The sequence below is a fragment of the Planomonospora sp. ID82291 genome (assembly GCF_015711645.1).
Taxonomy (GTDB): Bacteria; Actinomycetota; Actinomycetes; order Streptosporangiales; family Streptosporangiaceae; genus Planomonospora.
Genome location: NZ_JABTEX010000001.1, coordinates 1,544,811 through 1,571,568 on the forward strand (window position 1 = coordinate 1,544,811; position 26,758 = coordinate 1,571,568).

The window sequence follows — 26,758 nt, forward strand, 5'->3', positions numbered from 1 at the left end:
TACATCTACAGGCCCAGGCGCTCTCTGACCTCGGCCCAGGACCGGGTGGGCACGTCTTCGCCGCGGGTGAGCTCAGCTGCGCGCTCGAGCATCGCCCGATGTCCCGAGGCGTCGGTCGATGACCAGGCGACCCGCCACCACCGCTCAAGGAACGACGTCACCGCCGTCAGGTCGAGTGTCTCGGTCGCCTCGGCCATGACGGCCCGGAACTCCCGGTCGAAGTCACCGACCTCTTCGGGCAACAGGGCGGCCCGGATCGCTCGCGGGGTCTTGTCCGGCGCCGGCAGGAAAGGCGGGGCGTTCGTGGGGCTGTGTGGTTCTGCGGTCATCATGTCGGTCACCTCCACCCGCCAGGCTAGAGGACGCCGCCGACGCTTGGCAGGCAACCTGGTAGGCCGGTCGAGCATCGGATCCAGAACGGCGATTCCCCGCTCCACGAACGGGTCGCTTAGCTTGACGTCGGTCCCGCCGAGACCGCAGCTGCCCGGGCCGATCGGTTCCGGCAGGCTGGTCGGCCGGTTCCGGAGCACACCCTCCGGCTGATGGGCAACGGGCACGAACCGACGATGACAAACAGGCGCAGTCCAGATATGACGGGTGATATAGATTGATCGCCACGTGGAATGATCACAGCTCGCGCCCGCCCGGCCCGCGTTCGCTGCGACCCGGCGACGTCATGTGTCACGTCGGCGGAAGAGAACGGCATGGCCATGGAGTTGGGGACCGACTGACAATGAGCCCGGAAGAGGATTTCAAGCAGGTCGGCGCCGAGCTGGCCGACCTGGGTGTGCGGATCTCCACGATGATGGGGAGACCCGCACTCAAAGATCAGGCCGGGAAGGTGTTCGCGAGCCTGCAGCGTGACGGCGCGATGGTGTTCAGGCTGGTCAGGGACACCCCCGAACACGCAGCCGCACTCCGACTGGCCGGGGCGTCCCTGTTCGACCCCTCGGGGCAGGGCCGGACGGTGAAGGACTGGGTGGTCGTGCCCCACTCCTCGGCCGGGGAATGGACGGATCTGGCCGAGGCCGCCCTCAGCCGCCCACGCTGACCGGCAGGCCGGGTCGACGGTGCCGCGGCGGGTGCCCGATAGGGCGGACCGAGAACGGATGACCGCGCCCTGTGCCAGGGTGGCCGACATGGTCGCGATCACCGTACGGACCGAGGACGGCCGCCGGCATGTCCGGGTGGACGCCGGAAGACTCGCCGAGCTGATCGGCCGGCTGGGCGGCCGGAACGACAGGTTCCTGGTCGTCCAGCGGATTCCCGACCTGCCTGAGGTCTTCGTCCAGGTATGGCACGAGAACGGCGGCGACTATGTACTGGAACACCGTGACGGAGCTCCCGACCGGCACTGTCAGGCGGAGATCTGGTCGGCGGGTGCACCGGACGCCCGCGGCTACGTCTACTTCCACAGCCAGTGCACGGACTCGGCCGCGAGGGGGCACGGGCTGGCGCTCCTGTACGACGGGTTCGACGGCTCATCGGACACCACGGCGTCCATCGGCCGGGAGTTCGGCGGAGGCGACACCCCGTAGAACCCCCCCCGCCTCTCCTGCGGTTCGCCTCCCGCGATGGTGCCGGAGGCCCCACTCGGCCCTCGAACCGTCTCAGACAGGGACCACCTGCACTGCTTTCCCGCACAGTTTGCCCATGTCGTCCTCGTCAGACGTGAGAACGACGGCAGGACGCGCCGAGCACAGGGCGGTGGCCGCGACCACGGCGTCGATGGCGTACTTGTGACCGTGCAGGCCGGCGTCTCGAAGCAGCTCGACGGCTCGCGACGAGATGCCCTCGGTCACCGGCTCGATCTTCAGCCGGGACAGGTGCCATCTGAGGCGATCGCTTCTGACGCGGACGTCCTGCGCCTCGATCGGTGTCATGGCGCTGACCACGACCCGGAAGTCGTTGTCCTGCGCCTCCCTCACGAACGCGGTCACCCGCTGGTCGGCCTCGCACCACTTCACGAGCCCCTCGCGATCGAGAACGACGGTGCCCGCACTCAACCGGCTTCGTGTGCGCGCCATCCGTCCCCCTCCTGGAGTTCGGGCGCGGATCTGACCCGGCGGAACAATTCCGCCGCCTCGTCGCGCAAGGACTGCGGGATCGGCCCGGAAGCGGCCTCGTTCGCCTGCAGGGCCTCCTCCAGGAGGTCCCGTTCGATCTGGCGCTCCACAGCGGCATCAACGTAGGCGGAAAATCCGCGGGCCCCGACTCTCTCTCGGACGGCACGGATGTTGCCCGTTCTCAGAGACACACTGACCTTGGCCGCCGGACCGTCTCCCGGGGCGAAGTCTCGCTCTGGCATGCTCATGAGCTCAGTTTACTACTCGAAGTAGCAAAATACCGGCCCTCGCCCTCGCAAGGACCGGCCGCTACACGTTCTACACGCCACCGGACGTGAGGCCGACCGGACAGGAGACCGGTCCCACCGAAGGCATGTCCAGGTGACCCCGGTGCCGCAGCAACCGGAGAGCTCTGAAACAAGCGCCCATGTGACGGATGATCTCAGCAGATCTAGAGTTTCCGGACGTCTCTCACGTGAGGAGCCTCACCATGTTCCCTTCGACGATCCGCACCGCCACTCCTGACGATGCCGCCCTCACCGCAGAGCTGAACCGTTTCGTTCAGGACATCCATGCAGAGCATCGACCGGACCTCTTCCGTGACCATCCACCGATCGAAGAGCTCACTGCAGGCTTCAGGAGCCAGCTTGAACGCGAAGACGTCACGATCTTCATCGCGGAGCGCCCTGACGGCGGAGCGGTCGGATACGCGATGACGATCACCAATGAGCGAAGCACCAACGCACTCATGCATGCCGACTCGTTCGTCGTCTTGGAGCATTTGGCCGTAGCTCCCGACGTCGCCCGCCATGGAGTTGGAAGGGCGCTGGTGAACGCCGTCCGCGAGGCGGCCAGGGCAGCAGGGTGCAGGCGCCTGGTCACGGAGGTCTGGGACTTCAACTCCAGGGCATCGGCCTTCTTCGAGTCCTCCGGATTCGCTCCGATGCACCGGCGGCTTGAGCAGATGCTGTAGTCGCAGCAGGTACGCCACTGGATCGCCGTTCCAGTCGAGAACGGATGAGATCGCCGTCGTTCTCGTGTCCGTTGGTCGCAAGTCGATCTGCAGGTGTCCCGTTGCTCTGCTCAACCCCTCGACGCTACAGGCCGATCCGTGGCGACGTCGGGGTCGATCTGTTCGATGTGGCCGATCGCGACATGGAAACGGCGGGCCTGCAGGTCGACTTCCTGCAGGAGACCGACCATTCGTCTCATGCGCTCACCGACCTCGGCCAAACGCGCCTGCGGATCGAGACCATCGGCGGTGTCGCACAGGACGTGCCGCTCCGGCAGAGTCACGGTCTCGGCCTCCACTCGGGCGGCCAGCGCGGAGACGCCCTGGACCACCTCGCTCAGCACAGCACCGATTTCATGAAGTTCGGCCAGTTCCAGGGGACGTAGCTCTGCGGTCTGGACGAGCTCACCGAAGCGGGTCAGATTTGAGGTGTCCATCAGCGGGCCTTTCAGGAGGCGGTCGGACGGTGCTCACGATCCTTCGGCATTGAGCAGATGACGGATCTCGACAGTTCGCGACGAGATTCCCCCGGTCACTGACGCACCCGATAGCGCAGGTGGATCACCCGATTGCCCTGGATCACCACATCGGGGTCCTCCAACAGGTGCTGCGCGTCGACCGGCCCGAAGTAGCGCTTGCCGGACCCGAGCACGACGGGCACGACGTCCATGCGCACCTCGTCGACGAGCCTCGCGGCCAGCATCTGGCCGCCGACGTCACCGGCGGCGACCTCGACCGTGCGGTCACCCGCGAGCTCCTGCGCCCTGGCCATGGCCGCCTCGACGCCGTCGACGAAGTGGAACGGCGCCTCGGGGTCCCAGCCCTCGGGCTCCGGCCGGTGCGTCACGACGACCACGTGGTCGATCCCGCCCGGCGGCTTCCCGTCCCAGCCGTCCGTCAGGTCGAAGACGTGGCGGCCGGCGATCGTGACCCCGATCTGGTCCCAGTACGGCCGGGTGTAGTCGTAGGAGGTCTGTGACACCTTCAGCACGCCGCTCTCGTCCAACGGGACGTCACCGCCGGACAACCAGTCGAACAGCGGTCCGGGCCGGTCGTTCTCGTCCGCGATGAAGCCGTCCACCGACACCGAGCCGTACATGACCACCTTGCCCACGGGGCTCTCCTCTGCTTCGGGGTGCCCCAAATTAGCGCGGCGTGCGCTGTCGGTCTTGTAAGAAATCAATCGGTCGGCAGCGGCCAGCCGTCCAGCGCGTGGCCGGGGTGTTCGCGCAGGAACCGCCGCCGGACCTCGACGTACCGCGTCGGCGTGAGCCCGGTGAACGCCCGGAACTCGTGGCTGAAGTGAGCCTGGTCGAAGTAGCCTGCGCCACCGGCGAGGTCGCTCCAGTCGACCGGTCCGGCGGGATCGATCGCGAACACGGTGGCGGCGAAGCGGTGGGTGCGGGCCAGCCGCTTCGGCGTGACGCCGATGAGCTCCTTGAACCGCTGTGCCAGATGAGTGCTGCTGACACCGGCTGCCGCGCTCAGGTCGCCGATCGCCACCGACCCCCCGGTCGCCGCGATGACGTTGCTCGTACGGCGGACCAGCCCCAGGCCGGCGGTCTCGCGCAACCGCCGCATCAGCTCCTGCTCGAGCAGCGTCAGCATCTGGTGCGGTCCGTCCGCCGCGGCCAGCCGGTCGCGCAGCTCGGCGATGGCGGGCCGGCCCCAGACCTGCTCCACCGTCACCGGCCGGTCGCACAGCTCGGCCGCGGGCATCGGCAGGAACGGCGCCGGCCCCCACGGCTTGAAGTGCACGCCGACGGACCGGGTCCCCGGCGGGTAACCGAACTCGAAGGCGCGGGTGGGTGTGGTGACCACGCAGCCGTCGGCGTACTCGGCCGTCTCGATGTCGGTGCCGGCCCGGATGCGGAACGGCGCCCCGAGGTTGACGATGAGCAACGCCGCCGGCATCGGCGGCAGCGTCAGCCGGGCGTACGGCGGCGCGCCCTCCAGGTAGTAGAGGTCGTCGACCAGACCGTCCAGCGGCGGTCGCGGCACTCTGGACACGTACTCCACACGTCACAGCATCACCGATACACAGGCCGACCGCCAGGTCGCCGTAGGCCGTCGGTCGCAGACGATGTCATACGAGAAGGCATGTCCGTCAGGCCTCGCCGGAGGTCAGGCCCACCCGGCACGCGACTCCGGTGCCGCCGATGCCGCAGCGACCGGAGAGCTCTGAGACAAGATCCGGAGTGCTCCTGAAACCTCTCAGGCGGCTGGAGCCTTCGGTGTCAGACGGACCTCGACATCCGCGTCCAGAGCGCGTGCCAGACGCTCCAGAACCGGCAGGGTGGGGATGGTCCCGCCCGCCTCGAAGCGGGCCACCGCGGACTGGGTCATGCCGACCTCCCGGGCCAGGTCGCTCTGGCTCCACCCCCGCCCCTCGCGCATCGTCCTGACCGTCCTGCCCAGCTCGTAGGCGATACGTGCGGCCTCATACGCCTCGGCCGCACCCGGCTCGGCCATCCGGCGATCCCTGAGCTCCCGCCAGCTTCCCTGTTCGCTCATACCGCTTCTTCCTCGTCAACGGTGTGCGCCGACTCGATGCAACGACGCATGGCCCGCCGAGCCCGATCGATCTCCCGATCATCACGTGCCCGCGTCTTGTGGAACACGGTCAGAAGCACGATCCGGCGACCGGGCGCGATCCAGTACGTGATCCGCATCGCGAACTCGTCGAGATGGAACCGGAGTTCGCGCAGCTTGCCGTCCAACTGCTTGGTGTAGGGCTCACCCAACAGAGGCCCCTCTGCCGCAAGAAGGTCGACATAGAAGGCCGCCCTCGCGAACAGCGCTGAAGGCAGGTCCTCAAGCCGCTTGCGAACTTCTGGCTCCAACTCCACGGTACCCCAGGTCATAGCATTGATGCTATAAGGCGCAGTTCTCTCGCACTCTGTTTTCACACGGATGCGTTGGGTGAACGAGTGCGGTCTCCAACTCCCACCACGGCGATACAAGCCGTACCGGAACGCCCTTCAGAGGAAGCGCAGCGGCACCCAGGTAACCCTATTCCTCCGTCACCGTCAGACCCGTCGGGCAGGACCACTCGGAGGGGTCACCCAGCTTGACGTTGGTGCCGCCGATCCCGCAGTAACCCCCAGGGTTCTTGAAAAGGTACTGCTGGTGATATTCCTCCGCGAAGTAGTACTCACCGGACGGAGCGATCTCCGTCGTGATCGGGCCGTGGCCGGCTTCGGTGAGGACCTTCTGGTAGGCGTCGCGCGAGGCGAGGGCCGACTTCTCCTGCTCCGGGGAGTGGACGTAGACCGCCGAGCGGTACTGCGTGCCGACGTCGTTGCCCTGGCGCATGCCCTGAGTCGGGTCGTGGCTCTCCCAGAAGACCCGCAGCAGTTCCTCATATGACACCGCGGCCGGGTCGAAGACGACCCGGACCACCTCGGTGTGGCCGGTGAGCCCGCTGCAGACCTCCTCGTAGGTCGGGTTGGGGGTGTGGCCGCCCGCGTAGCCGACCGAGGTGGACACGACGCCGGGGGTCTGCCAGAACTTGCGCTCGGCCCCCCAGAAGCAGCCGAGGCCGAAGTCGGCGATCTCGACGTCACCGGGGTACGGCGGAGCCAGCGGGGCGTCGAGGACCATGTGCCGCGCGGGCACCGGCATGCGCTCGTCCCGTCCGGGAAGCGCGTTCTCCGGGGACACCATGGACGTCTTCTCCCTGCCGAAGAGCCAGCCCATCGGAACCTCCTCCTGTCGCCTTACTCCGCTCTGCTCAACCGCGCCGGGCCGCCCGGTGTTCCCGCAACCATTGCTTAACAATCATCTCAGGATCGCTAAATTGTATTAAACGAGGTAAGCAGCCAAAATAAGTGACATGCCTGAATCACGCCGCGGGGTCCTGTACGGCATCGCCGCCTACAGCATGTGGGGCCTGTTCCCGCTGTACTGGCCGCTGCTGAAGCCCTCCAGCGCCCTGGAGATCCTGGCCCACCGCATGGCGTGGTCGCTCGTCGCTGTCGCCTCCATCCTCGTGGTGCGGCGGCACTGGTCGTGGATCCGGGAGATCGCGCGCACGCCCCGCAAGATCGGCCTGCTCGCCCTCGCCGCGACGATCGTCACCGTCAACTGGGGCGTCTACATCTACGCGGTGAACACCGGTCACGTCGTGGAGAGCGCCCTCGGCTACTTCATCAACCCGCTGGTCAGCGTGCTCTTCGGTGTCGTCCTGCTCAAGGAGCGGCTGCGTCCGCTGCAGTGGGCGGCGGTCGGGCTCGGCGCCGCGGCCGTCGTCGTCCTCACCGTGGACTACGGCCGGCTGCCGTGGATCGCGATGGTCCTGGCCGTCACCTTCGGCACCTACGGCCTGGTCAAGAAGACCGCCCAGGTCGGCGCGGTGGAGAGCATGGCCGTCGAGACGCTCGTCCTGCTGCCGCCCGCCCTGGCCTACCTGGGCCACCTGGCGTGGCAGGGCACCGGCACCTTCGGGAGCGCGGGCGCGGGACACGCGCTGCTGCTCGCCGGAGCGGGCCTGGTCACCGCCGTCCCGCTCATCTGCTTCTCCGCCGCCGCGGTCCGCGTCCCGCTCACCACGCTCGGCCTCCTGCAGTACATCGCCCCGGTCCTGCAGTTCCTCTGCGGCGTGTTCGTCGCCCGCGAGGTGATGCCGCCGAGCCGCTGGGCCGGGTTCGCCATCGTCTGGCTGGCCCTGTCGGTCTTCACCTACGACAGCCTCCGCACCGCCCGTGCCGCCCACACGGCCCGCCGCGCCGAGCAGCCGGAGCCCGCGACGGCCTGACCCGGCCCGCGGCCCCGTCCGCCCCTGAACCCCGCCCGGCCTCGGTTCCGGCCGCACCGGCCGCCGCACCACGCCGACCGGCGGCCGACCTCCCGGCCCGCCGCGTGCAGTACGGCCCGCCCTAACGCTCCGGTACGGCCCTCAGCCCCCGCACGGCCGCCACCAGCGACCGCAGTTCCGGGTCGGTGTCGGCGCGGTCCAGAGCGCTCTCCAGGGAGCGCTCGTAGGTCGGCGACGCCTCGCCCAGCCGGGCCCGCCCCTCGGCGGTGATCACCGAGTAGACGCCGCGGCGGTCGGCCGCGCACAGGTCGCGGCGGGTCAGCCCCGCCTCCTCCAGCCGGGCGATGAGGCGGGTCACCGAGCTCTGGTTCAGCCCGACGGCCTCGGCGAGCTCCTGCATCCGCAGTTCGCCGTCCGGAGCCACGGCGAGCCGCTTGAGCGCGCGGTACTCCGACAGGCCCAGGCCGTGACCGCGCTGGAGCGCCTTGGCCAGTTCGGTCTCCACCCGCGCGTGCAGCAGAGCGAAACGGTCCCACGTCATTGTGAGCCCTCCTTACCTCCGGGCGCCTGACAGCACCTCCGGGCATCTGACAGCGAGCCTACCTGCCCATGCAACAGATGCACACGCAAGGAAATGTCGCCGGACGGACCAGGCGAGCGGATCAGCCGGAGCGCTCGACGACGTAGTCGCAGAGGGCCAGGTAGGCGGCGCGGGCCGGGATGTCGGGCAGGCCCGCCAGGTCGGCGCGGGCGCGGTCGGCCCAGGCGACCAGCTCGGCGCGGGCCCGGTCCATGGCCGGGTTGGCCCGCAGCAGCGTCAGCGTCTCCTCGACGTCGTCCTCGGCCACCGGACCGGACAGCAGCTCGCGCAGGCGGGCGTCGGCGGGGTCGTCGCCGGACAGGACGTAGAGCACCGGGAGCGTCCGGATGCCCTCGCGCAGGTCGGTGCCGGGCGTCTTGCCGGACTCGGCGGACTCGGCGGCGACGTCCAGCAGGTCGTCGCTGAGCTGCCAGGCGACGCCGATGGCCTCGCAGGCGCTCGCCAGGCGCTCGACCACGTCGGGCGAGGCGCCGCTCAGCAGGCCGCCGAAGCGGCCGGAGGTGGCGATCAGCGAGCCGGTCTTGTCGGCCAGCACCTCGATGTAGTGCCGCACCGGGTCGTCCCCGTCGCGGGGGCCGATGGTCTCGCGGATCTGGCCGCGGACCAGCCGGGAGAAGGTCTGGGCCTGGATGCGGATGATGTCCGCGCCGAGGTCGGCGAGGATCTCCGAGGCCTGGGCGAACAGGTAGTCGCCGGTGAGGATGGCCACGGTGTTGTTCCACCGGGCGTTGGCCGACTCCGAGCCCCGGCGGACCGGGGCCTCGTCCATGACGTCGTCGTGGTAGAGCGTCGCCAGGTGGGTCAGCTCGATGACCACGGCCCCGGGGACGACCCCCGGGGCGGTCGGCGTGCCGAACTGCGCGGCGAGCAGCACGAGCATCGCCCGGAACCGCTTGCCGCCGGCCTCGATGAGGTGCTTGGACGCCTCCGTGACGAAGGCGTCCTCGCTCTCCACCGAGGACCGCAGCGACTCCTCCACCTCGGCCAGGCCCGCGGCCAGGTCCTGCGCCAGCCGCTCGTCGACGAGCGGGAGATCGACAACCGGGGGCGCAGCCATGGGGTCCTACACTTCCTAGCGAACGAGCCGGCGAACGGACTAGCGGACGAACAGGGCCGAAGCCGCCTCGCCGGCCAGGTCGAGGACCGGCTGCGGGAAGACTCCGAGCACTACGGTAGCCGCTGCCGCGAGGGCGACCACCGCCGAGGTGCCGATGGTGGGCGTCGCGATGGTCGGCCCGTCGGCCGCCGGCTCGCTGAAGAACATCAGCACGATCACGCGGACGTAGAAGAACGCCGCGATGGCCGAGGTCACCACGCCGACGACGACCAGGGGCAGCGCGTCGCCCGCGACCGCGGCGGAGAACACCGCGTACTTCCCGAAGAACCCGCTGGTGAGCGGGATGCCGGCGAAGGCCAGCAGGAAGAACGCGAAGACGCCCGCCAGGATCGGGGCCCGCTTGCCGAGGCCGGCCCACCGGGACAGGTGCCCGGCCTCGCCGCCCGCGTCGCGGACCATCGTCACCACGGCGAAGGCGCCGATCGTGGTGAAGCCGTACGCCGCCAGGTAGAACAGGATGGCCGAGAGCGCGGCCTGGTTCTGCTCGAAGGCGCCCGTCGCGATCACGCCGGTCAGGATGAAGCCCGCGTGCGCGATCGACGAGTAGGCCAGCATGCGCTTGATCTCGGTCTGGGTGATGGCCAGGATCGCGCCGACGACCATGGTCAGGATCGCCACGCCCCACATCACCGGGCGCCACTCCCAGTCCAGGTTGCCCAGCGCGACCCAGAAGACCCGCAGCAGCGCGCCGAAGGCCGACACCAGGACGGTGGAGGCCATCAGCGCGGTGATCGCGGTGGGCGCGCCCTGGTAGACGTCGGGCTTCCAGGCCTGGAACGGCGCCGCGCCGAGCTTGAAGAGCAGGCCGACGCCGAGCATCGCGGTGCCGGCCAGCAGCAGCGTGTTCTGGCCGCTGACCGTGCCCAGCGCGGCGCTGATGGCCTTCAGGTCGAGCGAGCCGGCGTAGCCGTACATCAGGGCCATGCCGTACAGGAAGAAGGCCGAGGAGAACGCGCCGAGCAGGAAGTACTTGAGCGAGGCCTCCTGCGAGAGCAGGCGGCGCCGGCGGGCCAGGCCGCAGAGCAGGTACAGCGGCAGGGAGAGCACCTCCAGCGCCACGAACATGATCAGCAGGTCGTTGGAGGCGGGGAAGAGCATCATGCCGCCGACGGAGAACAGCAGCAGCGGGTAGACCTCGGTCTGGGCGTATCCGCTGCGGACCGCCTCCTCCTCGTCGGCGCTGCCCGGTACGGCCGCGGCCTGCGCGACGAACTGGTCCTCGTCGTTGATGAGGAGCGCGCTGACGATCGCCAGGACGAGGATGAGGCCCCAGACGAACAGGGCGGGCCCGTCCACCGCGACCGCGCCCATGGCGGACGGGGTGGTCGGCACGCCCTCCATGACCACCTGCAGGACGGTCATCAGGAAGGCCCCGGCCAGTGCCAGCAGCGTCAGCGGCACGTGGACCGACTTGCGCAGGTAGCGCGGGAAGAACGCCTCGACCAGCACGCCGACGATCGCCGCGCCGAAGACGATCAGCATCGGCGCGAGCAGGGCGTATTCGATCGTCGGCGCCGGAATGGTGGTGCCGTTCACTGGCCGGCCCCCTTCTTCTCAGCGGCGGTGGAGGCCGGCCGCTTGTCCAGCACCTGGGCGCTGTCCAGCGTCTTGTCCACCGCGGGGTTGATCACGTCGAGCACCGGCTTGGGGAAGAAGCCGAGCGCGATGATCGCCGCGATCAGCGGGGCCACCACCCACTTCTCCCGGCCGTTGAGGTCGGTGAAGCCCTTGACCGAGTCGGCCGTGGGCCCGTTCATCATGCGCTGGTACATCCACAGGATGTAGATGGCCGCCAGGATCACGCCGAGCGCGCCGATGATCGCCGGGACCGCGTAGCGCTCGTAGGTGCCGATGAGGACCATGAACTCGCTGACGAACGAGGACAGGCCCGGCAGGGCGAGACCGGACAGGCCGGCGATCAGGAAGGCGCCCGCGAGCAGCGGGGCGACCTTCTGCACACCGCCGTAGTCGGCGATCTGGGCCGAGCCGCGGCGGTGGATCAGGAATCCGGCGATCAGGAACAGCGCACCGGTGGAGAAGCCGTGGTTGACCATGTAGAGCGTGGCGCCGGCCTGCGCGTTCTGCGTCATCGCGAAGACGCCCAGGGCGATGAAGCCGAAGTGCGAGATCGAGGTGTAGGCGATCAGGCGCTTGATGTCGGTCTGCCCGATGGCCACGATGGCGCCGTAGATGATGCCGATCACCGAGAGCACGATCACCGGGATCGTGAAGTACTTCGACGCGTCCGGGAACAGCTCCAGGCAGAAGCGGAGCATGCCGTAGGTGCCGACCTTGTCCAGCACGCCGACCAGCAGCACGGCCGCGCCGGCCGGGGCCTGCGCGGCGGCGTCGGGCAGCCAGGTGTGGAACGGCCACAGCGGCGCCTTGACCGCGAACGCGATGAAGAAGCCGGCGAACAGCCACTTCTGCGTGGTCGGGTCCTGGATGACGCCGATCAGCTCGGGGAACATGAAGGTGTTCTTCTCGGCGATCACGTAGAGCGCGATCACCGCGACCAGCATGAGCAGGCCGCCGAAGAGCGAGTAGAGCAGGAACTTCACTGCCGCGTAGGACCGCTGCACCCCGCCGTACGACCCGATCATGAAGTACATCGGGATCAGCATGGCCTCGAAGAACACGTAGAACAGGAAGATGTCGGTCGCCGCGAAGACGCCGATCATCATCGCCTCCAGCACCAGCAGCAGCGCGAAGTAGGTCTTCGCGGAGCGCTTGGGCGCCGGGGCGTCGTCCCTGCCGTCGGGCGCGGGCCCGTCGGTGTCGTGCCAGGAGGCCAGGATCACGATCGGCACCAGGACCGCCGACAGCGCGATCAGCACCAGGGCGATGCCGTCCACGCCGACGCCGTAGTTCACGCCGAAGGCCGGGATCCAGCTGTGGGTCTCGGTGAACTGGAAGCGCTGCCCGTTCGGGCTGAACTGGACCGCCATCGCGACGGTCAGGCCGAGCACCACCAGCGAGACCAGCAGCGCGAGCTGCTTGGCGGGCTTGTGGCTGCCCTTGGGGAGGCACGCCACCCCGACCGCGCCCAGGACGGGCACGGCCATCAGTATCGAGAGCCAGGGCATCACATGTTCCCTACGTAGAGCAGCGCGCAGGCGACCACTGCGGCACCGAAGAAGATGGACAACGCGTACGAGCGGACGTAACCGGTCTGCACGCGGCGCAGCCGCCCGGAGGTCCCGCCGATGCCCGCGGCCAGGCCGTTGACCAGGCCGTCGATGCCCCGGTTGTCGAAGAACACCGACAGGCGGGTCAGCCACTGGCCGGGCCGCATGAACAGCGACTCGTTGAGGGCGTCGCCGTACAGGTCGCGGCGGGCGAAGGCGGTGAGGAAGGAGCCGCGCGGGGCGACGGCGGGCACCTCGGCGGCGCCGTAGCGCATCCACGCGAAGGCGGCGCCGGCGGCGACCAGGGCGAGCGTGGCCAGGGCCGCGGGGCCGACGCCGAAGACGTGGGTCTCGGGCAGCTCCGCGGGAGCGCCGACGGCCGGGGCGAGGAAGGTCGCGAACCGGTTGCCCAGGACCAGGAACGCGCCCAGGCCGATCGAGCCGATCGACAGGATGATCAGCGGCCAGGTCATCACCGCGGGCGACTCGTGCGGGTGCGCGTCGTCGGCCCAGCGCTTCTTGCCGAAGAAGGTCATGAAGACCATCCGCGACATGTAGAAGCCGGTCAGGCCGGCGCCCAGCACCGCGAGCCAGCCCAGCACCGGGTTGTGGTGCATCGCCGTCTCGATGATGCCCTCCTTGGTGTAGTAACCGGAGAGCAGCGGGAAGCCGATGATGGCCAGGTAGCCGATGACGAACGTGACCGCGGTGATCTTCATGACGGAGAACAGCCCGCCGTAGCGGCGCATGTCGACCTCGTCGTTCATGGCGTGCATGACGGAGCCCGCGCCGAGGAACATGTTGGCCTTGAAGAAGCCGTGCGTGATCAGGTGGCCGATCGCGAAGGCGTAGCCGACCGGGCCGAGGCCCGCGCCGAGCATCATGTAGCCGATCTGCGACATCGTCGAACCGGCCAGGCCCTTCTTGATGTCGTCCTTCGCGCAACCGATGATCGCACCGGCGAGCAGCGTGGCGACGCCGACGATCGTGACGACCAGCTGCGCGGTCGGGGCGGCCTCGAAGAAGGCGCCCGAGCGCACGACGAGGTAGACGCCGGCGGTGACCATGGTCGCGGCGTGGATGAGGGCCGAGACGGGGGTCGGGCCCTCCATCGCGTCCAGCAGCCAGGCCTGCAGCGGCAGCTGGGCGGACTTTCCGCAGGCGCCGACGAGCAGCAGCAGGCCGATCGCGGTCAGCGTGCCCTCGGAGGCCTGGGTGGCCACGTCGGCGCCGAGGTCGCGGAAGGCCAGCGAACCGAAGGTCGTCCAGATCGTGAAGATGCCGATCAGCAGGCCGAAGTCGCCGACCCGGTTGACGATGAAGGCCTTCTTGGCGGCGGTGGCCGCGCTGGGCTTGAACTGCCAGAAGCCGATCAGCAGGTAGGAGGCCAGGCCCACGCCCTCCCAGCCGATGAACAGGCCGAGGTAGTTGTCCGACAGCACCAGCAGGAGCATGGCCGCGACGAACAGGTTCAGGTAGGCGAAGAACCGGCGGCGGTCGTGGTCGTGCGACATGTAGCCGATCGAGTAGATGTGGATCAGCGAGCCCACACCGGTGATCAGCAGCGCGAAGCTGATCGACAGCGGGTCGATCAGCAGTCCCAGGTCCGCCATGCCGGGGATGAACTCGAACAGCCCGATGCCCCGGCGGCGCTCCGCCGGGGACAGGCCGAGCAGCTCCACGAAGGAGGCGACGGCCACCGCGAAGGCGCCCAGCGACATCGCGACGCCCAGGAGGTGACCCCACCGGTCGGTACGGCGGCCGCCCAGCAGCAGGACCGCGGCGCCGAGCAGCGGCAGCGCGATCATCAACCAGGAGGAGCCGACCGCCCCGCCGGCATGCGGGATGATCTCAACAGGAGATTCCACCGGCCACCTCTTAGTACTTCAGCAGGTTGGCGTCGTCCACGGACGCCGACCTGCGGGTTCGGAAGATCATCACAATGATGGCGAGGCCGATCACGACCTCCGCCGCGGCCACCACCATCACGAAGAACGCGATGAGCTGGCCGTCCAGGTTGCCGTGCTGCCGGGCGAAGGTGACGAACGCCAGGTTGCAGGCGTTGAGCATGAGCTCCACGCACATGAACACCACGATCGCGTTGCGCCGCAGCAGCACGCCGACGGCCCCGATCGCGAACAGCAGCGCGGAGAGCACCAGGTAGTGGGTGGTCACTGGCCGTCCTCCTTGATGACCGCGTCCTTGGCCTGGATCGGCTGCTCGGGCTCGACGCCGTGCTCCCGCTCCTCGGCCTCGCCCTTGGCCAGAGCCTCCCTGATCATGGCGGCCTTCTCCGGGTCGGTCGGCGTGAAGTCGTCTTCCAGCTCGTGCCGGGCGAGGACCCGGTTGATCGACTTGGCCGAGACCGAGCCGTCCGGCAGCAGGGCCGGCATGTCGATGGCGTTGTGCAGGGCGTAGGTGCCCGGGCCGGGCAGCGGCGAGGGCTGCGGCCCGGAGAAGCGGGCGCGGGCCAGGTCGCGCTGGGTGGCCTTGGGCCGGACCCGCTCGCGGTGGGCCAGCACCATCGCGCCGAGCGCCGCGGTGATCAGCAGCGCCGAGGTGACCTCGAAGGCGAAGACGTGCCTGGTGAAGATCATCTCTGCCAGGGCGGGGATGTTGCCGCCCTTGGCCTGCGTGACCTGGCCGACGCCCACCGCCGGGGTGAACAGCACGTTGCCGATCCCGAGGGTCAGCAGCGCGGCGAAGCCCAGGCCCGCGACCATCGCCCAGAAGCGCTGGCCCTTGATCGTCTCCACCAGGGAGTCGGAGGAGTCCACGCCGACGAGCATCAGCACGAACAGGAAGAGCATCATGACCGCGCCGGTGTAGACGATGATCTGCACCGCGGCCAGGAAGGGCGCGTCCTGGACGGCGTAGAGCACGGCCAGCGAGAGCATGACCAGGCCCAGCATGAGCGCCGAGTAGACCGCCTTGCGGCTGAAGACGAGCCCGAGCGCGGCGGCCACGGACACGACCGCCAGCACCCAGAACGTGATGGCCTCACCCATTGGTACGTCCCAGCCGGTAGTAGTCCTCTTCGGTCTCGCCGAGGCGCATGGCGTGGGGCGGGGCCTCCATGCCGGGGCCGAGCGGCGCCAGGAGCATCTCCTTGGTGTAGATGAGCCCCTCGCGCGTCGAGTCGGCGAGTTCGTACTCGTTGGTCATCGTCAGGGCGCGCGTCGGGCACGCCTCGATGCACAGACCGCACAGGATGCACCGCAGATAGTTGATCTGGTAGGTGCGCCCGTAGCGCTCCCCCGGGGAGAAGCGCTCGGACTCGGTGTTGTCGGCGCCCTCCACGAAGATCGCGTCGGCCGGGCACGCCCAGGCGCACAGCTCGCAGCCGACGCACTTCTCCAGGCCGTCGGGCCAGCGGTTGAGCTGGTGCCGGCCGTGGAAGCGCGGAGCCGTGGGCCGCTTCTCCTCGGGGTAGTTGACCGTCTCGACCTTCTTGAACATCGTGTGGAAGGTCACGCCGAACCCCTTGATGGGGTTCAGCCAATCAGTTGCTCCCACTGGGAACCTCCGCAGTCTTGTCGGCGCGCGACTCCAGCGCGGCCGCAGCCCCGTGGTAGTGCGGCAGGTCGAGCGGCGGCACGGGGAACCCGCCGGCGTGCGGGTCCTCCTCGAGCCGCCGGAACTCCGCCTCGACCTGGGCCGCCCTGGCCTCCTTGCGCTTCTGCAGGACGTTGTCGAAGCGCAGCCAGATGGCGAAGCCCCCGATGACCACGACCGAGGCGATGATCATGACGATGGTCCGGTCGGCGCCCTGCAGCTGCATGGCGCGGACGGTGGCGACCAGCATGATCCAGCCGAGGTTGATCGGGATGAGGATCTTCCAGCCCAGCGCCATCAGCTGGTCGTAGCGGACCCGCGGCAGCGAGGCGCGGCACCAGATGAAGAAGGCGAACACCAGCACCATCTTCAGGAAGAACCACAGCAGCGGCCACCAGCCGGTGTTGGCCTCCGGCCAGAACGTGCTGATCGGGAACGGCGCCCGCCAGCCGCCCATGAACAGGGTGATCGACACGGCCGAGACCACGAAGACGTTGACGTACTCGGCGAGCATGATGACGGCGAACTTCAGCGAGTTGGAGTACTCGGTCTGGAAGCCGCCGACCAGCTCGCCCTCGCCCTCGGGCAGGTCGAAGGGGACCCGGTTGGTCTCGCCCAGCATGGTGACGATGTAGATCAGGAAGGACGGGATCAGCAGGACCATGTACCACGAGGGCATCGGGATCGACAGCCCGCCCAGCGTGACCGTGTTGCCCTCCGCCTGCGCGGCGACGATCTCCGAGGTGGAGAGCGTGCCCGCGTACAGGAAGACGCCGACGAACGACAGGCCCATCGCGATCTCGTAGGAGACCACCTGGGCGCTGGCCCGCAGGCCGCCCAGCATCGCGTACGGCGAGCGGGAGCCCCACCCGGCGAGCACGATGCCGTAGACGCCGATCGAGGCCATCGCCAGCACCAGCAGCACCGCGACCGGCAGGTCGGTCAGCTGCAGCGGGGTGACCGTGCCGAACATCGAGACCTTCGGGCCCATCGGGATGACCGAGAAGGCGATGAAGGCCGGGGTGGCGAGCACGACCGGGGCGATGAAGTAGATCACCTTGTCCACGGTCCGCGGCATCAGGTCTTCCTTCAGACCCATCTTCAGACCGTCGGCCACCGACTGGAACAGGCCGAACTTGCCGGCCCGGTTGGGGCCGTACCGGTTCTGCATGCGGGAGATGAGCTTGCGCTCGAACCACACGCCGAACAGCACGCCCAGCATCAGGACGGCGAAGATCACGACGCCCTTGAGGATCATGATCCCGATCGGGTCCTTGCCGAAGTCGGCGAGGCCCGGAAGGTTCGGGTCGGCAGCCGGGGCCGCGAGAAGAAGAGATGTGTTCACAGGTCGCTCACCGCTCCTCGTTCGCTACGCGGACCGCTCGTGCCCCGCGGATCGCTCGGCTCACCGCGTCGGGCCGTCTCCCGCTCATGAGGCACTTCCGATCTTGACGATGTCACCGGCCGTGGCGCGCAGGTCGCGGGTCACCGAGCGACCGCCCGAGTTGGCCGGCAGCCACACCACCCGGTCGGGCAGGTCGGCGATCCGCACCGGCAGGCTCAGCGAGCCCTTCCCGGTGGTGACGGTGATCTTGTCTCCGTCGGCGACGCCCGCCTCCGCCGCGGTGGCCGCCGACAGCAGCGCCTCGGCCGCGGGGGCGGTGCCCGCCAGGAACGGCTCGCCCACCTGCAGGCGGCCGTCGTCGAGCAGCTGGTGCCAGGTGGCCAGGACGGCCTCGCCGGCCTGCGGGACGGCGGCCGTGCCCGCGGACACGGCCGGGGCCGCGGCCCGCGCGCCGCGCCACGCGCCGAGCGCGGCGAGCTCGCGCCGGGCGGCGGCCGGGTCCGGCAGGCCCAGGTGCACGTCCATGTGGTCGGCGATCGCGGAGACGACCCGCAGGTCGCTCATCACGCCGGGGACCGGCAGGGCCTCGGCGAAGGTGCGGCCGCGGCCCTCCCAGTCGACGAACGTGCCCGACTTCTCGACCACCGTGGCGACCGGCAGCACCACGTCGGCGCGGTCGGTGACCGCACTGGCGCGCTGCTCCAGGCTCACGATGAACGGGGTGTTCTCCAGGGCCGCCAGGGCGGCCTCCGGGTCGGGCAGGTCGTAGGGGTCGACGCCGGCGACGACGAGGGCGTCGAGCTCCTCGCCGAGCGCCGCCGCCAGCATGGCGGAGGTGTCGCGGCCCGGGGTCTCGGGCAGCGCGGCCACGTCCCAGGCCCTGGCCACCTCGGCGCGGGCCTCGGCGTCGGTGACCGGGCGGCCGATCGGGAGCAGGGACGGCAGCGCCCCGGCCTCCAGCGCGCCGCGCTCACCGGCGCGGCGCGGCACCCAGGCCAGCCGGGCGCCGCTCGCCTCGGCGAGCCGCAGCAGGGCCGTCAGGGCGCCGGGGACGGTCGCCAGCCGCTCACCGGCGAGGACGACCGCACCGGGCCTGCGGACCGCCTCGGCGGCCTCGGCGAGCGCCGGGGCGGACGCGGCCAGGTCGGCGAGGACCTGCGTCTCGGCGCCGGGGACGGCCTCCACGAGCGTGCCGCCCATCTTGGCCAGGCCCGGCGTGGCGAACGGCGCGACCGAGAAGACCTTCAGGCCCTTCTTCCGCCAGGCCTTGCGCAGCCGCAGGAAGACGATCGGCGACTCCTCGTCGGGCTCGAAGCCCACCAGGAGCACCGCCGGAGCGCTCTCCAGGTCGCGGTAGCGGATCTCGATGCCCTTGCCCGCGACGGCGTGCGCGAGGAAGCGCGCCTCCTCCTCGGAGTGCGGCCGGGCCCGGAAGTCGACGTCGTTGGTGCCCAGGGCGACCCGGGCGAACTTCGCGTAGCCGTACGCCTCCTCGACGGTGACGCGTCCGCCGACCAGCACGCCCGCGCGCCCGCGGGCGGCGGCCAGGCCCTTGGCCGCGGCGGCGAACGCCTCGGGCCAGGAGGCCGGGACCAGACGGCCCTCCTCGTCACGGACGAGGGGGGTCCGCAGCCGGTCGGGCTGGTTGGTGTAGGCGAAGGCGAAGCGGCCCTTGTCGCAGTTCCACTCCTCGTTGACCTCCGGGTCGTTGCCGGCCAGGCGCCGGGTGACCTTGCCGCGGCGGTGGTCGGTCCGCAGCGAGCAGCCGCTGGCGCAGTGCTCGCACGCGGTGGGGGTGGAGACCAGGTCGAAGGGGCGCGCCTGGAAGCGGTAGGCGGCGCTGGTCAGCGCGCCGACCGGGCAGATCTGGATGGTGTTGCCCGAGAAGGACGACTGGAACGGCCTGCCGTCGGCCGTGCCCACCTGCTCCTTGGCCCCGCGCTCGAAGAACTCGATCAGCGGGTCGCCGGCGATCTCGTCGGAGAAGCGCAGGCAGCGCGCGCACTGCACGCAGCGCTCGCGGTCCAGCAGCACCTGGGTGGAGAGCGGGACCGGCTTGTCGAACACGCGCTTGTGCTCGTGGAAGCGGGACTCGCCCTGCCCGTTGGACATGGCCTGGTTCTGCAGCGGGCACTCGCCGCCCTTGTCGCAGACCGGGCAGTCCAGCGGGTGGTTCATGAGCAGCAGCTCCATGACGCCGCGCTGCGCCTTCTCCGCGACCGGGGAGGTGAGCTGGGTCTGCACGACCATGTTCGGCGCGACCTCGATGGCGCAGGAGGGCTGCGGCTTGGGGAAGCCGCGGCCGTTGCCCGCGTCCGGGATCTCCACCAGGCACTGGCGGCAGTTGGCCGCCGGGTCCAGCAGCGGGTGGTCGCAGAACCGCGGGATCTGGATGCCGATCAGCTCGGCCGCCCGGATGATCATCGTCCCCTTCGGGACGCTCACCTGGAACCCGTCGATCGTCAGGGTCACCAGCTCCGCCGGCTGCTGCGCCGGGGTGGTGGGTTCGACGCTCATGGTGCCTCCTCCGTCGGCCCCACGACCGAAACGGTGCCACGGCTGCATGCGCTCACTTGGCCCCCCACACCGTGGAGGGGGCGTGGTCGAACGGGCAGCCGCCGATCTCGAAGTGCTTGAGGTACTCGTCGCGGAAGTGCTTCACCGACGAGTGGATGGGGCTGGTCGCGCCGTCGCCCAGGGCGCAGAAGGAGCGGCCCAGGATGTTGTCGGCGATGTCGGTGATCGTGGTCAGGTCCTCCTCGGTGCCCTGACCCTTCTCCAGCCGCTTGAGCACCTGCTTGAGCCAGTAGGTGCCCTCCCGGCAGGGGGTGCACTTGCCGCAGGACTCGTGCGCGTAGAACTCGGTCCACCGCATGACGGCGCGGACCACGCAGGTCGTCTCGTCGAAGATCTGCAGCGCGCGGGTGCCGAGCATGGAGCCCTTGGCGCCGACCGACTCGAAGTCGAGCGGCACGTCCAGGTGCTCCTCGGTGAAGATCGGGGTGCTCGACCCGCCGGGCGTCCAGAACTTCAGCCGGTGCCCCGCGCGGATGCCGCCCGCCATGTCGAGGAGCTCGCGCAGCGTGATGCCGAGCGGCGCCTCGTACTGGCCGGGCCGGGTGACGTGGCCGGACAGCGAGAAGATGCCGAAGCCGGCCGACTTCTCGGTGCCCATGCCGGCGAACCACTCGGCGCCGTTGGCGATGATCGAGGGAACACTCGCGATCGACTCGACGTTGTTGATCACAGTGGGGCAGGCGTACAGGCCCGCCACCGCCGGGAACGGAGGCTTGAGACGGGGTTGGCCGCGGTATCCCTCCAGCGAGTCGAGCAGCGCCGTCTCCTCGCCGCAGATGTAGGCGCCGGCGCCGGAGTGCACGACCAGCTCCAGGTCGTAGCCCGAGCCGAGGATGTCCCTGCCGAGGAAGCCGGCCGCGTAGGCCTCGCGCACGGCCGCGTGCAGTCGGCGGATGACGTGCAGCACCTCGCCGCGCACGTAGATGAAGGCCTGGTTGGCGCGGATGGCGTAGGACGCGATGATCACGCCCTCCACCAGCGCGTGCGGGTTGGCCATCATCGTCGGGATGTCCTTGCACGTGCCGGGCTCGGACTCGTCGGCGTTGACCACCAGGTAGTGCGGCTTGCCGTCGCCCTGCGGGATGAAGCCCCACTTCATGCCGGTGGGGAAGCCCGCGCCGCCGCGGCCGCGCAGGCCGGAGTCCTTGACCGCCTGGATGACGGCGTCGGGCTCCATGCCCAGCGCCTTCCGGGCGGCCTTGTAGTCCCCGCCGTAGCCGGGCAGGGTGAAGGAGTCGGGCCGGTCCCAGTTCGCGGTGAGGACCGGGGTGAGAGTCGTCATGCCTCGGGGGCCTTCCATCCGTTGGCCTTGGCGATCTTCAGGCCCTCCAGGGAGGGACCCGCCGCCGAGGGGCCGTCACCGGCCAGGTCGTCGGGGAGCCCGGACAGCACCCGCGACGCCTCCTTGAAGGTGCAGAGCTTCTTCGGGCCGCGGGTCGGGGAGACGTCCTTGCCGTCCCGCAGGTCGTCGACGAGCTGCTTGGCCGACTCGGGCGTCTGGTTGTCGAAGAACTCCCAGTTGACCATCATCACCGGGGCGAAGTCGCAGGCGGCGTTGCACTCCAGCCGCTCCAGCGAGACCTTCCCGTCCGGGGTCGTCTCGTCGTGGCCGACTCCGACGTGCTCGGAGAGCTCGTCCCAGATCTGGTCGCCGCCCATGACCGCGCAGAGCGTGTTGACGCACACGCCGACGTGGTAGTCGCCCATCGGCTCGCGCTTGTACATCGTGTAGAACGTGGACACGCCCACGACCTCGGCCTTGCTCAGGCCGAGCATCTCGGCGCAGAACTCGTGGCCGGCGTCGGAGACGTAGCCGTCCACCGACTGCACCAGGTGCAGCAGCGGCAGCAGGGCCGACCGCGCCTTGGGATAGCGGCCGATGATCTCCTTGGCGTCCCGTTCCAGACGCTCGCGGACCTCCGGCGCGTATCCGGCGCTCACGGTCGCGCTCCCCTCCTCGCTCGCTCCGCGGACGTCCGCGTCCTTCGGCCGGTCGCTCCGCCCGCTCGTCGGCTCGCCGCTCATCGGTCCACACCCCCCATAACCGGGTCGATCGAGGCCACCGCCGAGATGACGTCGGCGACCATGCCGCCCTCGCACATCGCCGGTACGGCCTGCAGGTTCGTGAACGACGGGTCGCGGAAGTGCACCCGGTGGGGCCGGGTCCCGCCGTCGCTCACCACGTGGGCGCCGATCTCGCCGCGGGGCCCCTCCACGCTCGCGTAGGCCTGGCCCGCCGGGACCCGGAAGCCCTCGGTCACCAGCTTGAAGTGGTGGATCAGGGCCTCCATCGAGCCGCCCATGATGTGCGCGATGTGGTCGGGCGAGTTGCCGTAGCCGTCGGGGCCCAGTGCGAGCTGCGAGGGCCAGCCGATCTTCTTGTCGTCCACCATCACGCGGCCGCCCTTGAGCGGGCCGCCGAGCCGGTCGAGGACCTGCTCAATGATCTTGAGCGACTCCTCCATCTCGGCCATCCGGACGAGGTAGCGGCCGTAGACGTCGGCGGTCTTCTCGGTCGCGACGTCGAACTCGTAGGTCTCGTAGCCGCAGTAGGGCTGCGACTTGCGCAGGTCCCACGGCAGGCCGGCGGAGCGCAGGATCGGCCCGGTGACGCCCAGGGCCATGCAGCCGGTGAGGTCGAGATAGGCGATGTCCCGGGTCCGGGCCAGGTAGACCGGGTTGGCGTCGAGCAGCTTGCGCATGTCCTTGATGCGCTTCGGCATGATCTTGAGCAGCTCGCCGATCTTGTCCACCGCTCCGGCCGGCAGGTCGACGGAGACGCCGCCCGGCCGGATGTAGGCCATGTTCATCCGCAGGCCGGTGATGTACTCCAGCAGGTCGAGCACCATCTCGCGCTCGCGGAAACCGTAGATCATCGGCGTGGTCGCGCCCAGCTCCATGCCGAAGGTCGCGACGGCCACCATGTGCGAGGCGATGCGGGTGAGCTCCATCGTCAGCACCCGCAGCGCCTGCGCCCGCTCCGGGACCTGCTCGGCGATGCCCAGCAGCTTCTCGGTCGCCAGGCAGTACGCCGTCTCGTTGAAGATCGGCGACAGGTAGTCCATCCGGGTGACCAGCGTGACCCCCTGGGTCCACGTCCGGTACTCGCAGGTCTTCTCGATGCCGGTGTGCAGGTAGCCGATGACCGTGCGGGCCTCGGTGACCGTCTCACCGTCGAGGTTGAGGACGAGGCGGAGCACGCCGTGCGTGGACGGGTGCTGGGGGCCCATGTTGATGACGAGCTGCTCGTCCTGCTGGCCGCTGAGCGTGCCGACCAGCTCGGTCCAGTCGTTGCCCGAGACCGTGTAGACCTTGCCCTCGGTCGCCTCCTCGTAGGGGGCACTCACGAGTCCTCCTCCGTCGCACTCGTTCGTGAACTGCCGCGCTTATCGGCTCGCTCGCTCACTTGTAGGACCTCCTCTGGTCCGGCGGCGGGATCTGCGCACCGCGGTAGTCGACCGGGATCCCGCCGAGCGGGTAGTCCTTCCGCTGGGGGTGGCCGTCCCAGTCGTCGGGCATCATGATGCGGGTCAGCGCCGGGTGCCCGTCGAAGACGATCCCGAAGAAGTCCCAGGTCTCCCGCTCGTGCCAGTCGTGCGTCGGGTAGATCGACACGCTGGACGGGATGTGCGGGTCGGCGTCGGGACAGGACACCTCGACGCGCAGGCGCCGGTTGTGCGTGATCGAGCACAGGTGGATGACCGCGTGCAGCTCCTCGCCCTCCAGGTGGGGGTAGTGCACGCCGGAGACGCCCAGCGAGAGCTCGAAGCGGAGCGCGGGGTCGTCGCGCAGGTGCCGCAGGACGTCCAGCAGCCGCTCGCGCCGGACGTGGAAGGTCAGCTCGCCCCGGTCCACGACCACCCGCTCGACCGCGTCGGACAGGTCGCCGCCGAGCGCGCGCTCCAGCTCGTCGGCGATCGCGTCGAAGTAACCGCCGTAGGGGCGGGGGGTCGACAGCCGCGGCGCCCGCCGTACCACCAGGCCGCCGAAGCCGGAGGTGTCACCGGCGTCCCGGGCGCCGAACATGCCCAGGTGGGCGACCGGCTCCTCCGGCACGCCGGGGAGGTTGTCAGTGCTCATCGTCGCTCACCGCTCCTCGTTCGCGGCGCGGGCCGCTCGTACCTCGTGGACCACGCCGCGGACTCCGGGGCGCTCGCTCCGAGTCATTTGCCCGTCCCCTGGTCGATCAGCGGCAACGTCCGCAGCGCCCGCAGTTCGAGCTCGTCGATCTGCTTGGCGCGGTGGGCACCGAACTTCATGTTCTGGATCTTGTCGTGCAGCTTCACGATCGCGTCGATGAGCATCTCCGGGCGCGGCGGACAGCCCGGCAGGTAGATGTCGACGGGAACGACGTGGTCCACGCCCTGCACGATGGCGTAGTTGTTGAACATGCCCCCGCTGGAGGCGCAGACACCCATGGCGATGACCCACTTGGGCTCGGCCATCTGGTCGTAGATCTGGCGCAGGACCGGGGCCATCTTCTGGGACAGCCGGCCCGCGACGATCATCAGGTCGGCCTGGCGGGGAGACGCCGAGGCGCGCTCCATGCCGAAGCGCGCCAGGTCGTGCTTGGAGGCGCCGGTCGCCATCAGCTCGATCGCGCAGCAGGCCAGGCCGAAGGTCGCCGGCCAGACGGAGTTCTTGCGCGCCCAGCCGGCCGCCTGCTCGACCGTGCTCAGCAGGAAGCCACTGGGGAGTTTCTCTTCAAGTCCCATAGTCCTAATCCCAGTCCAGACCCTTGCGGCGCCACACGTACGCGTAGGCGACGAGCACGGTGGCGATGAACAGCAGCATCTCGACCAGTCCGAACAGCCCGAGCTGGTCGAAGGCCACCGCCCACGGGTAGAGGAAGATGATCTCGATGTCGAAGACGATGAACAGCATCGCCGTGATCATGTACTTCAGCGGGAAGCGGCCACCGCCCACCGGCTGGGGAGTGGGCTCGATGCCGCACTCGTAGGCGTCGAGCTTCGCGCGGTTCCAGCGTCTGGGGCCGGTGAAGGGCGCGATCGTCACCGAAAAGATCGCGAAACCCGCTCCCAGAACGGCGAGCACCAGGATGGGTGCGTACAGCTCCATCGCTACGCCTCCTCTCCCATCTCCACGCGCGCCGGCGCGTAGCTCACGTTGTCATGACGCATAAGTCTAGGCGGGGGCATGATTACCATTCGTCCCGGCTTCCGGATGTTTTGTGAGGTCATGCCGGTGGTGCGACCTTCGACAGGGCATTGATGATCCGGTCGGACGCGTCGCCTCGCCGGTCGGTGAGATTAGCAAGGAGTTTGAGCGCGAAGCGCATCAGGCGGGGGTGCGGGAAGGCGTGCCGGGTCGCGAAGTCCATCACGCCGCGCCGGCTGATCAGCTCGACGAAGCCCCTGCCGAGGGTGAAGTAGCCGCCGTAGGCGTCCTTCAGCACCTGCGGATAGGCCCGCAGCACCCGTTCGCGCTGGGCGGCGGTGCCGCGGCCCAGCGCCTGGACGACGGTCTCGGCCGCGATCCGGCCGGTCTCCATCGCGTACGCGATGCCCTCGCCGTTGAACGGGTTGATCATCCCGCCCGCGTCGCCCACCAGCACCAGGCCCCGCGTGTAGTGCGGCTGGCGGTTGAACGCCATCGGCAGCGCGGCGCCCCTGATCGGGGTGGTCATGTTCTCTTCGGTGAAGCCCCACTCCGGGGGCATGTTCTTTGTCCAACGCCGCAGCAGGTCGCGATAATCCATGCCCCGGAAGGATTCGCTGGTGCTCAGCAGCCCCAGGCCCACGTTGGAGGTGCCGTCGCCGACCCCGAAGATCCAGCCGTAGCCGGGCAGCAGCTGGTCGCCGTCCCACAACTCCAGCCACGTCTCCAGGTAGTCGTCGTCGTGGCGGGGGCTGGTGAAGTAGGTCCGCACCGCGACGCCCATCGGGCGGTCCTCGCGCTTGTGCAGCCCCATCGCCAGGGAGATCCGGGTCGAGTTGCCGTCGGCCGCGACCACGAGCCGGGAGCGGTACGCGACCTCCTCCCCGTCCTTCTTCGCGGTCACGCCCACGATGTGGCCGCTGCGGTCGTCGAGGATCGGGGCGGTGACGTTGACGCCCTCCAGCAGGCGGGCCCCGGCGCGCACCGCGGTGGCGGCCAGGATCTCGTCGAAGTCCTGCCGGGTGCGGACCAGGCCGAAGTCGGGGTAGCTGGACAGCTCGGGCCAGTCGAGCTCGAAGCGCAGGCCGCCGCCGACGACGCGCAGCCCCTTGTTCCTGACCCAGCCGGGGGCGTCGATGTCGATCCCCATGGCGATGAGCTGCTTGACGGCGCGGGGCGTCAGCCCGTCGCCGCAGACCTTCTCCCGGGGGAAGGAGGTCTTCTCCAGCAACAGGACGTCCAGTCCGGCCTGCGCGAGATGGAATGCGGTTGTCGAACCGGCGGGCCCGGCGCCGACGACGATGACGTCGGCGTCAGCCTCAGCGACACTCCGCGGTGGGGTGGCTGGCACGGTCACGGGACCTGTCCTGTCCTACACGCTTCGACGGCCTCGGGGTGACGGGCCTCTCGTTCTTTTGTGAAGGTCTTCACAAACTTGTCGGGCGGAAGTCTAACGCTTTCCCCGGGGAGAGCGTCAGGTGGG

The 26,758-nt window shown here is 69.5% G+C and carries 30 protein-coding genes; 4 read left to right on the forward strand and 26 right to left on the reverse strand.

Going from position 1 to position 26,758, the window contains the following annotated elements; genetic code table 11:
* Positions 1–5 precede the first annotated feature (5 nt).
* Positions 6–557, reverse strand: coding sequence for a DUF6247 family protein (locus HS045_RS36045; RefSeq protein ID WP_307827399.1), 552 nt, complete (start codon positions 555–557; stop codon positions 6–8).
* 176 nt (positions 558–733) lie between these two features.
* Here HS045_RS36045 and HS045_RS06740 point away from each other — a divergent pair, with 176 nt between their 5' ends.
* Together HS045_RS06740 and HS045_RS06745 are read left to right on the forward strand one after the other, a co-directional pair.
* A complete protein-coding gene (locus HS045_RS06740; protein ID WP_196450263.1) occupies positions 734–1,051 on the forward strand; it encodes a hypothetical protein in 318 nt (105 codons plus the stop codon).
* A gap of 58 nt (positions 1,052–1,109) precedes the next feature.
* Positions 1,110–1,538 carry a hypothetical protein gene (locus HS045_RS06745; RefSeq protein ID WP_196450264.1) on the forward strand — a complete coding sequence of 143 codons (429 nt, stop codon included), beginning with the start codon at positions 1,110–1,112 and terminating at the stop codon, positions 1,536–1,538.
* 72 nt (positions 1,539–1,610) lie between these two features.
* Here the strand turns inward: HS045_RS06745 and HS045_RS06750 are convergent, their stop codons facing one another.
* On the reverse strand, positions 1,611–2,027 hold the full coding sequence (locus tag HS045_RS06750) for a PIN domain-containing protein (protein WP_196450265.1): 417 nt from the start codon (positions 2,025–2,027) through the stop codon (positions 1,611–1,613).
* Entirely contained in the window at positions 2,003–2,314 is a 312-nt protein-coding gene (locus HS045_RS06755) for a hypothetical protein (protein ID WP_196450266.1), read from the reverse strand. Before HS045_RS06755 ends, HS045_RS06750 begins: the two co-directional genes overlap by 25 nt.
* Positions 2,315–2,502: 188 nt before the next feature.
* On the opposite strand from HS045_RS06755, the gene HS045_RS06760 reads away from it, so the two are divergent.
* A complete protein-coding gene (locus HS045_RS06760; RefSeq protein ID WP_196450267.1) occupies positions 2,503–3,039 on the forward strand; it encodes a GNAT family N-acetyltransferase in 537 nt (178 codons plus the stop codon).
* 110 nt (positions 3,040–3,149) lie between these two features.
* Here the strand turns inward: HS045_RS06760 and HS045_RS06765 are convergent, their stop codons facing one another.
* From HS045_RS06765 to msrA, 6 genes are all read right to left on the reverse strand, one after another.
* Positions 3,150–3,515, reverse strand: a complete 366-nt coding sequence (locus HS045_RS06765) for a hypothetical protein (protein ID WP_196450268.1) — start codon at positions 3,513–3,515, stop codon at positions 3,150–3,152.
* A gap of 95 nt (positions 3,516–3,610) precedes the next feature.
* Positions 3,611–4,192 (reverse strand): dihydrofolate reductase family protein, encoded by a 582-nt coding sequence (locus HS045_RS06770; RefSeq protein ID WP_196450269.1) that lies wholly within the window; start codon positions 4,190–4,192, stop codon positions 3,611–3,613.
* 65 nt (positions 4,193–4,257) lie between these two features.
* Complete coding sequence (locus HS045_RS36050; protein WP_307827400.1) at positions 4,258–5,097, reverse strand: helix-turn-helix domain-containing protein; 840 nt, start codon at positions 5,095–5,097, stop codon at positions 4,258–4,260.
* A gap of 195 nt (positions 5,098–5,292) precedes the next feature.
* The gene (locus HS045_RS06780) at positions 5,293–5,592 is read right to left on the reverse strand and encodes a helix-turn-helix domain-containing protein (RefSeq protein WP_196450271.1); all 300 of its coding nucleotides are present in this window, start codon (positions 5,590–5,592) and stop codon (positions 5,293–5,295) included.
* Positions 5,589–5,942: a type II toxin-antitoxin system RelE/ParE family toxin gene (locus tag HS045_RS06785; RefSeq protein WP_196450272.1), complete on the reverse strand. Its 354-nt coding sequence runs from the start codon at positions 5,940–5,942 to the stop codon at positions 5,589–5,591. The genes HS045_RS06780 and HS045_RS06785 overlap by 4 nt, the downstream gene beginning before the upstream one ends.
* 148 nt (positions 5,943–6,090) lie before the next feature.
* Positions 6,091–6,777: a peptide-methionine (S)-S-oxide reductase MsrA gene (gene msrA, locus HS045_RS06790; RefSeq protein WP_196450273.1), complete on the reverse strand. Its 687-nt coding sequence runs from the start codon at positions 6,775–6,777 to the stop codon at positions 6,091–6,093.
* Positions 6,778–6,913: 136 nt separating this feature from the next.
* Here msrA and rarD point away from each other — a divergent pair, with 136 nt between their 5' ends.
* Positions 6,914–7,834 (forward strand): EamA family transporter RarD, encoded by a 921-nt coding sequence (gene rarD / locus HS045_RS06795; RefSeq protein WP_196450274.1) that lies wholly within the window; start codon positions 6,914–6,916, stop codon positions 7,832–7,834.
* Positions 7,835–7,955: 121 nt separating this feature from the next.
* Here rarD and HS045_RS06800 read toward each other — a convergent pair whose 3' ends face one another.
* The 17 genes from HS045_RS06800 to HS045_RS06880 form a co-directional block, all read right to left on the reverse strand.
* On the reverse strand, positions 7,956–8,375 hold the full coding sequence (locus HS045_RS06800; protein WP_196450275.1) for a MarR family winged helix-turn-helix transcriptional regulator: 420 nt from the start codon (positions 8,373–8,375) through the stop codon (positions 7,956–7,958).
* A 121-nt stretch (positions 8,376–8,496) separates the two neighbouring features.
* The gene (locus tag HS045_RS06805) at positions 8,497–9,492 is read right to left on the reverse strand and encodes a polyprenyl synthetase family protein (RefSeq protein WP_196450276.1); all 996 of its coding nucleotides are present in this window, start codon (positions 9,490–9,492) and stop codon (positions 8,497–8,499) included.
* A gap of 39 nt (positions 9,493–9,531) precedes the next feature.
* Positions 9,532–11,088, reverse strand: a complete 1,557-nt coding sequence (nuoN, locus tag HS045_RS06810; RefSeq protein ID WP_196450277.1) for an NADH-quinone oxidoreductase subunit NuoN — start codon at positions 11,086–11,088, stop codon at positions 9,532–9,534.
* Positions 11,085–12,638: an NADH-quinone oxidoreductase subunit M gene (locus HS045_RS06815; RefSeq protein ID WP_196450278.1), complete on the reverse strand. Its 1,554-nt coding sequence runs from the start codon at positions 12,636–12,638 to the stop codon at positions 11,085–11,087. The genes nuoN and HS045_RS06815 overlap by 4 nt, the downstream gene beginning before the upstream one ends.
* A complete protein-coding gene (gene nuoL / locus HS045_RS06820; protein ID WP_196451085.1) occupies positions 12,638–14,488 on the reverse strand; it encodes an NADH-quinone oxidoreductase subunit L in 1,851 nt (616 codons plus the stop codon). Before nuoL ends, HS045_RS06815 begins: the two co-directional genes overlap by 1 nt.
* A gap of 70 nt (positions 14,489–14,558) precedes the next feature.
* Positions 14,559–14,855 carry an NADH-quinone oxidoreductase subunit NuoK gene (nuoK, locus tag HS045_RS06825; protein WP_068898216.1) on the reverse strand — a complete coding sequence of 99 codons (297 nt, stop codon included), beginning with the start codon at positions 14,853–14,855 and terminating at the stop codon, positions 14,559–14,561.
* Positions 14,852–15,688 carry an NADH-quinone oxidoreductase subunit J gene (locus HS045_RS06830; RefSeq protein WP_196450279.1) on the reverse strand — a complete coding sequence of 279 codons (837 nt, stop codon included), beginning with the start codon at positions 15,686–15,688 and terminating at the stop codon, positions 14,852–14,854. The genes nuoK and HS045_RS06830 overlap by 4 nt, the downstream gene beginning before the upstream one ends.
* Entirely contained in the window at positions 15,681–16,196 is a 516-nt protein-coding gene (gene nuoI, locus HS045_RS06835) for an NADH-quinone oxidoreductase subunit NuoI (RefSeq protein WP_084008490.1), read from the reverse strand. The genes HS045_RS06830 and nuoI overlap by 8 nt, the downstream gene beginning before the upstream one ends.
* On the reverse strand, positions 16,183–17,580 hold the full coding sequence (nuoH, locus tag HS045_RS06840; RefSeq protein ID WP_196450280.1) for an NADH-quinone oxidoreductase subunit NuoH: 1,398 nt from the start codon (positions 17,578–17,580) through the stop codon (positions 16,183–16,185). The genes nuoI and nuoH overlap by 14 nt, the downstream gene beginning before the upstream one ends.
* A gap of 84 nt (positions 17,581–17,664) precedes the next feature.
* A complete protein-coding gene (locus HS045_RS06845) occupies positions 17,665–20,097 on the reverse strand; it encodes an NADH-quinone oxidoreductase subunit G (RefSeq protein ID WP_196450281.1) in 2,433 nt (810 codons plus the stop codon).
* Between the two features lie 52 nt (positions 20,098–20,149).
* Positions 20,150–21,439, reverse strand: coding sequence for an NADH-quinone oxidoreductase subunit NuoF (nuoF, locus tag HS045_RS06850; RefSeq protein WP_196450282.1), 1,290 nt, complete (start codon positions 21,437–21,439; stop codon positions 20,150–20,152).
* Positions 21,436–22,182, reverse strand: coding sequence for an NADH-quinone oxidoreductase subunit NuoE (gene nuoE / locus HS045_RS06855; RefSeq protein ID WP_230883462.1), 747 nt, complete (start codon positions 22,180–22,182; stop codon positions 21,436–21,438). The genes nuoF and nuoE overlap by 4 nt, the downstream gene beginning before the upstream one ends.
* On the reverse strand, positions 22,179–23,504 hold the full coding sequence (locus HS045_RS06860; RefSeq protein WP_196450283.1) for an NADH-quinone oxidoreductase subunit D: 1,326 nt from the start codon (positions 23,502–23,504) through the stop codon (positions 22,179–22,181). The genes nuoE and HS045_RS06860 overlap by 4 nt, the downstream gene beginning before the upstream one ends.
* Before the next feature lie 55 nt (positions 23,505–23,559).
* Complete coding sequence (locus tag HS045_RS06865; protein ID WP_196450284.1) at positions 23,560–24,237, reverse strand: NADH-quinone oxidoreductase subunit C; 678 nt, start codon at positions 24,235–24,237, stop codon at positions 23,560–23,562.
* 83 nt (positions 24,238–24,320) lie between these two features.
* A complete protein-coding gene (locus tag HS045_RS06870; RefSeq protein ID WP_196450285.1) occupies positions 24,321–24,872 on the reverse strand; it encodes an NADH-quinone oxidoreductase subunit B family protein in 552 nt (183 codons plus the stop codon).
* Positions 24,873–24,876: 4 nt separating this feature from the next.
* A complete protein-coding gene (locus HS045_RS06875) occupies positions 24,877–25,236 on the reverse strand; it encodes an NADH-quinone oxidoreductase subunit A (RefSeq protein ID WP_196450286.1) in 360 nt (119 codons plus the stop codon).
* Between the two features lie 118 nt (positions 25,237–25,354).
* Entirely contained in the window at positions 25,355–26,632 is a 1,278-nt protein-coding gene (locus HS045_RS06880; RefSeq protein WP_196450287.1) for a geranylgeranyl reductase family protein, read from the reverse strand.
* Between the last annotated feature and the right edge of the window lie 126 nt (positions 26,633–26,758).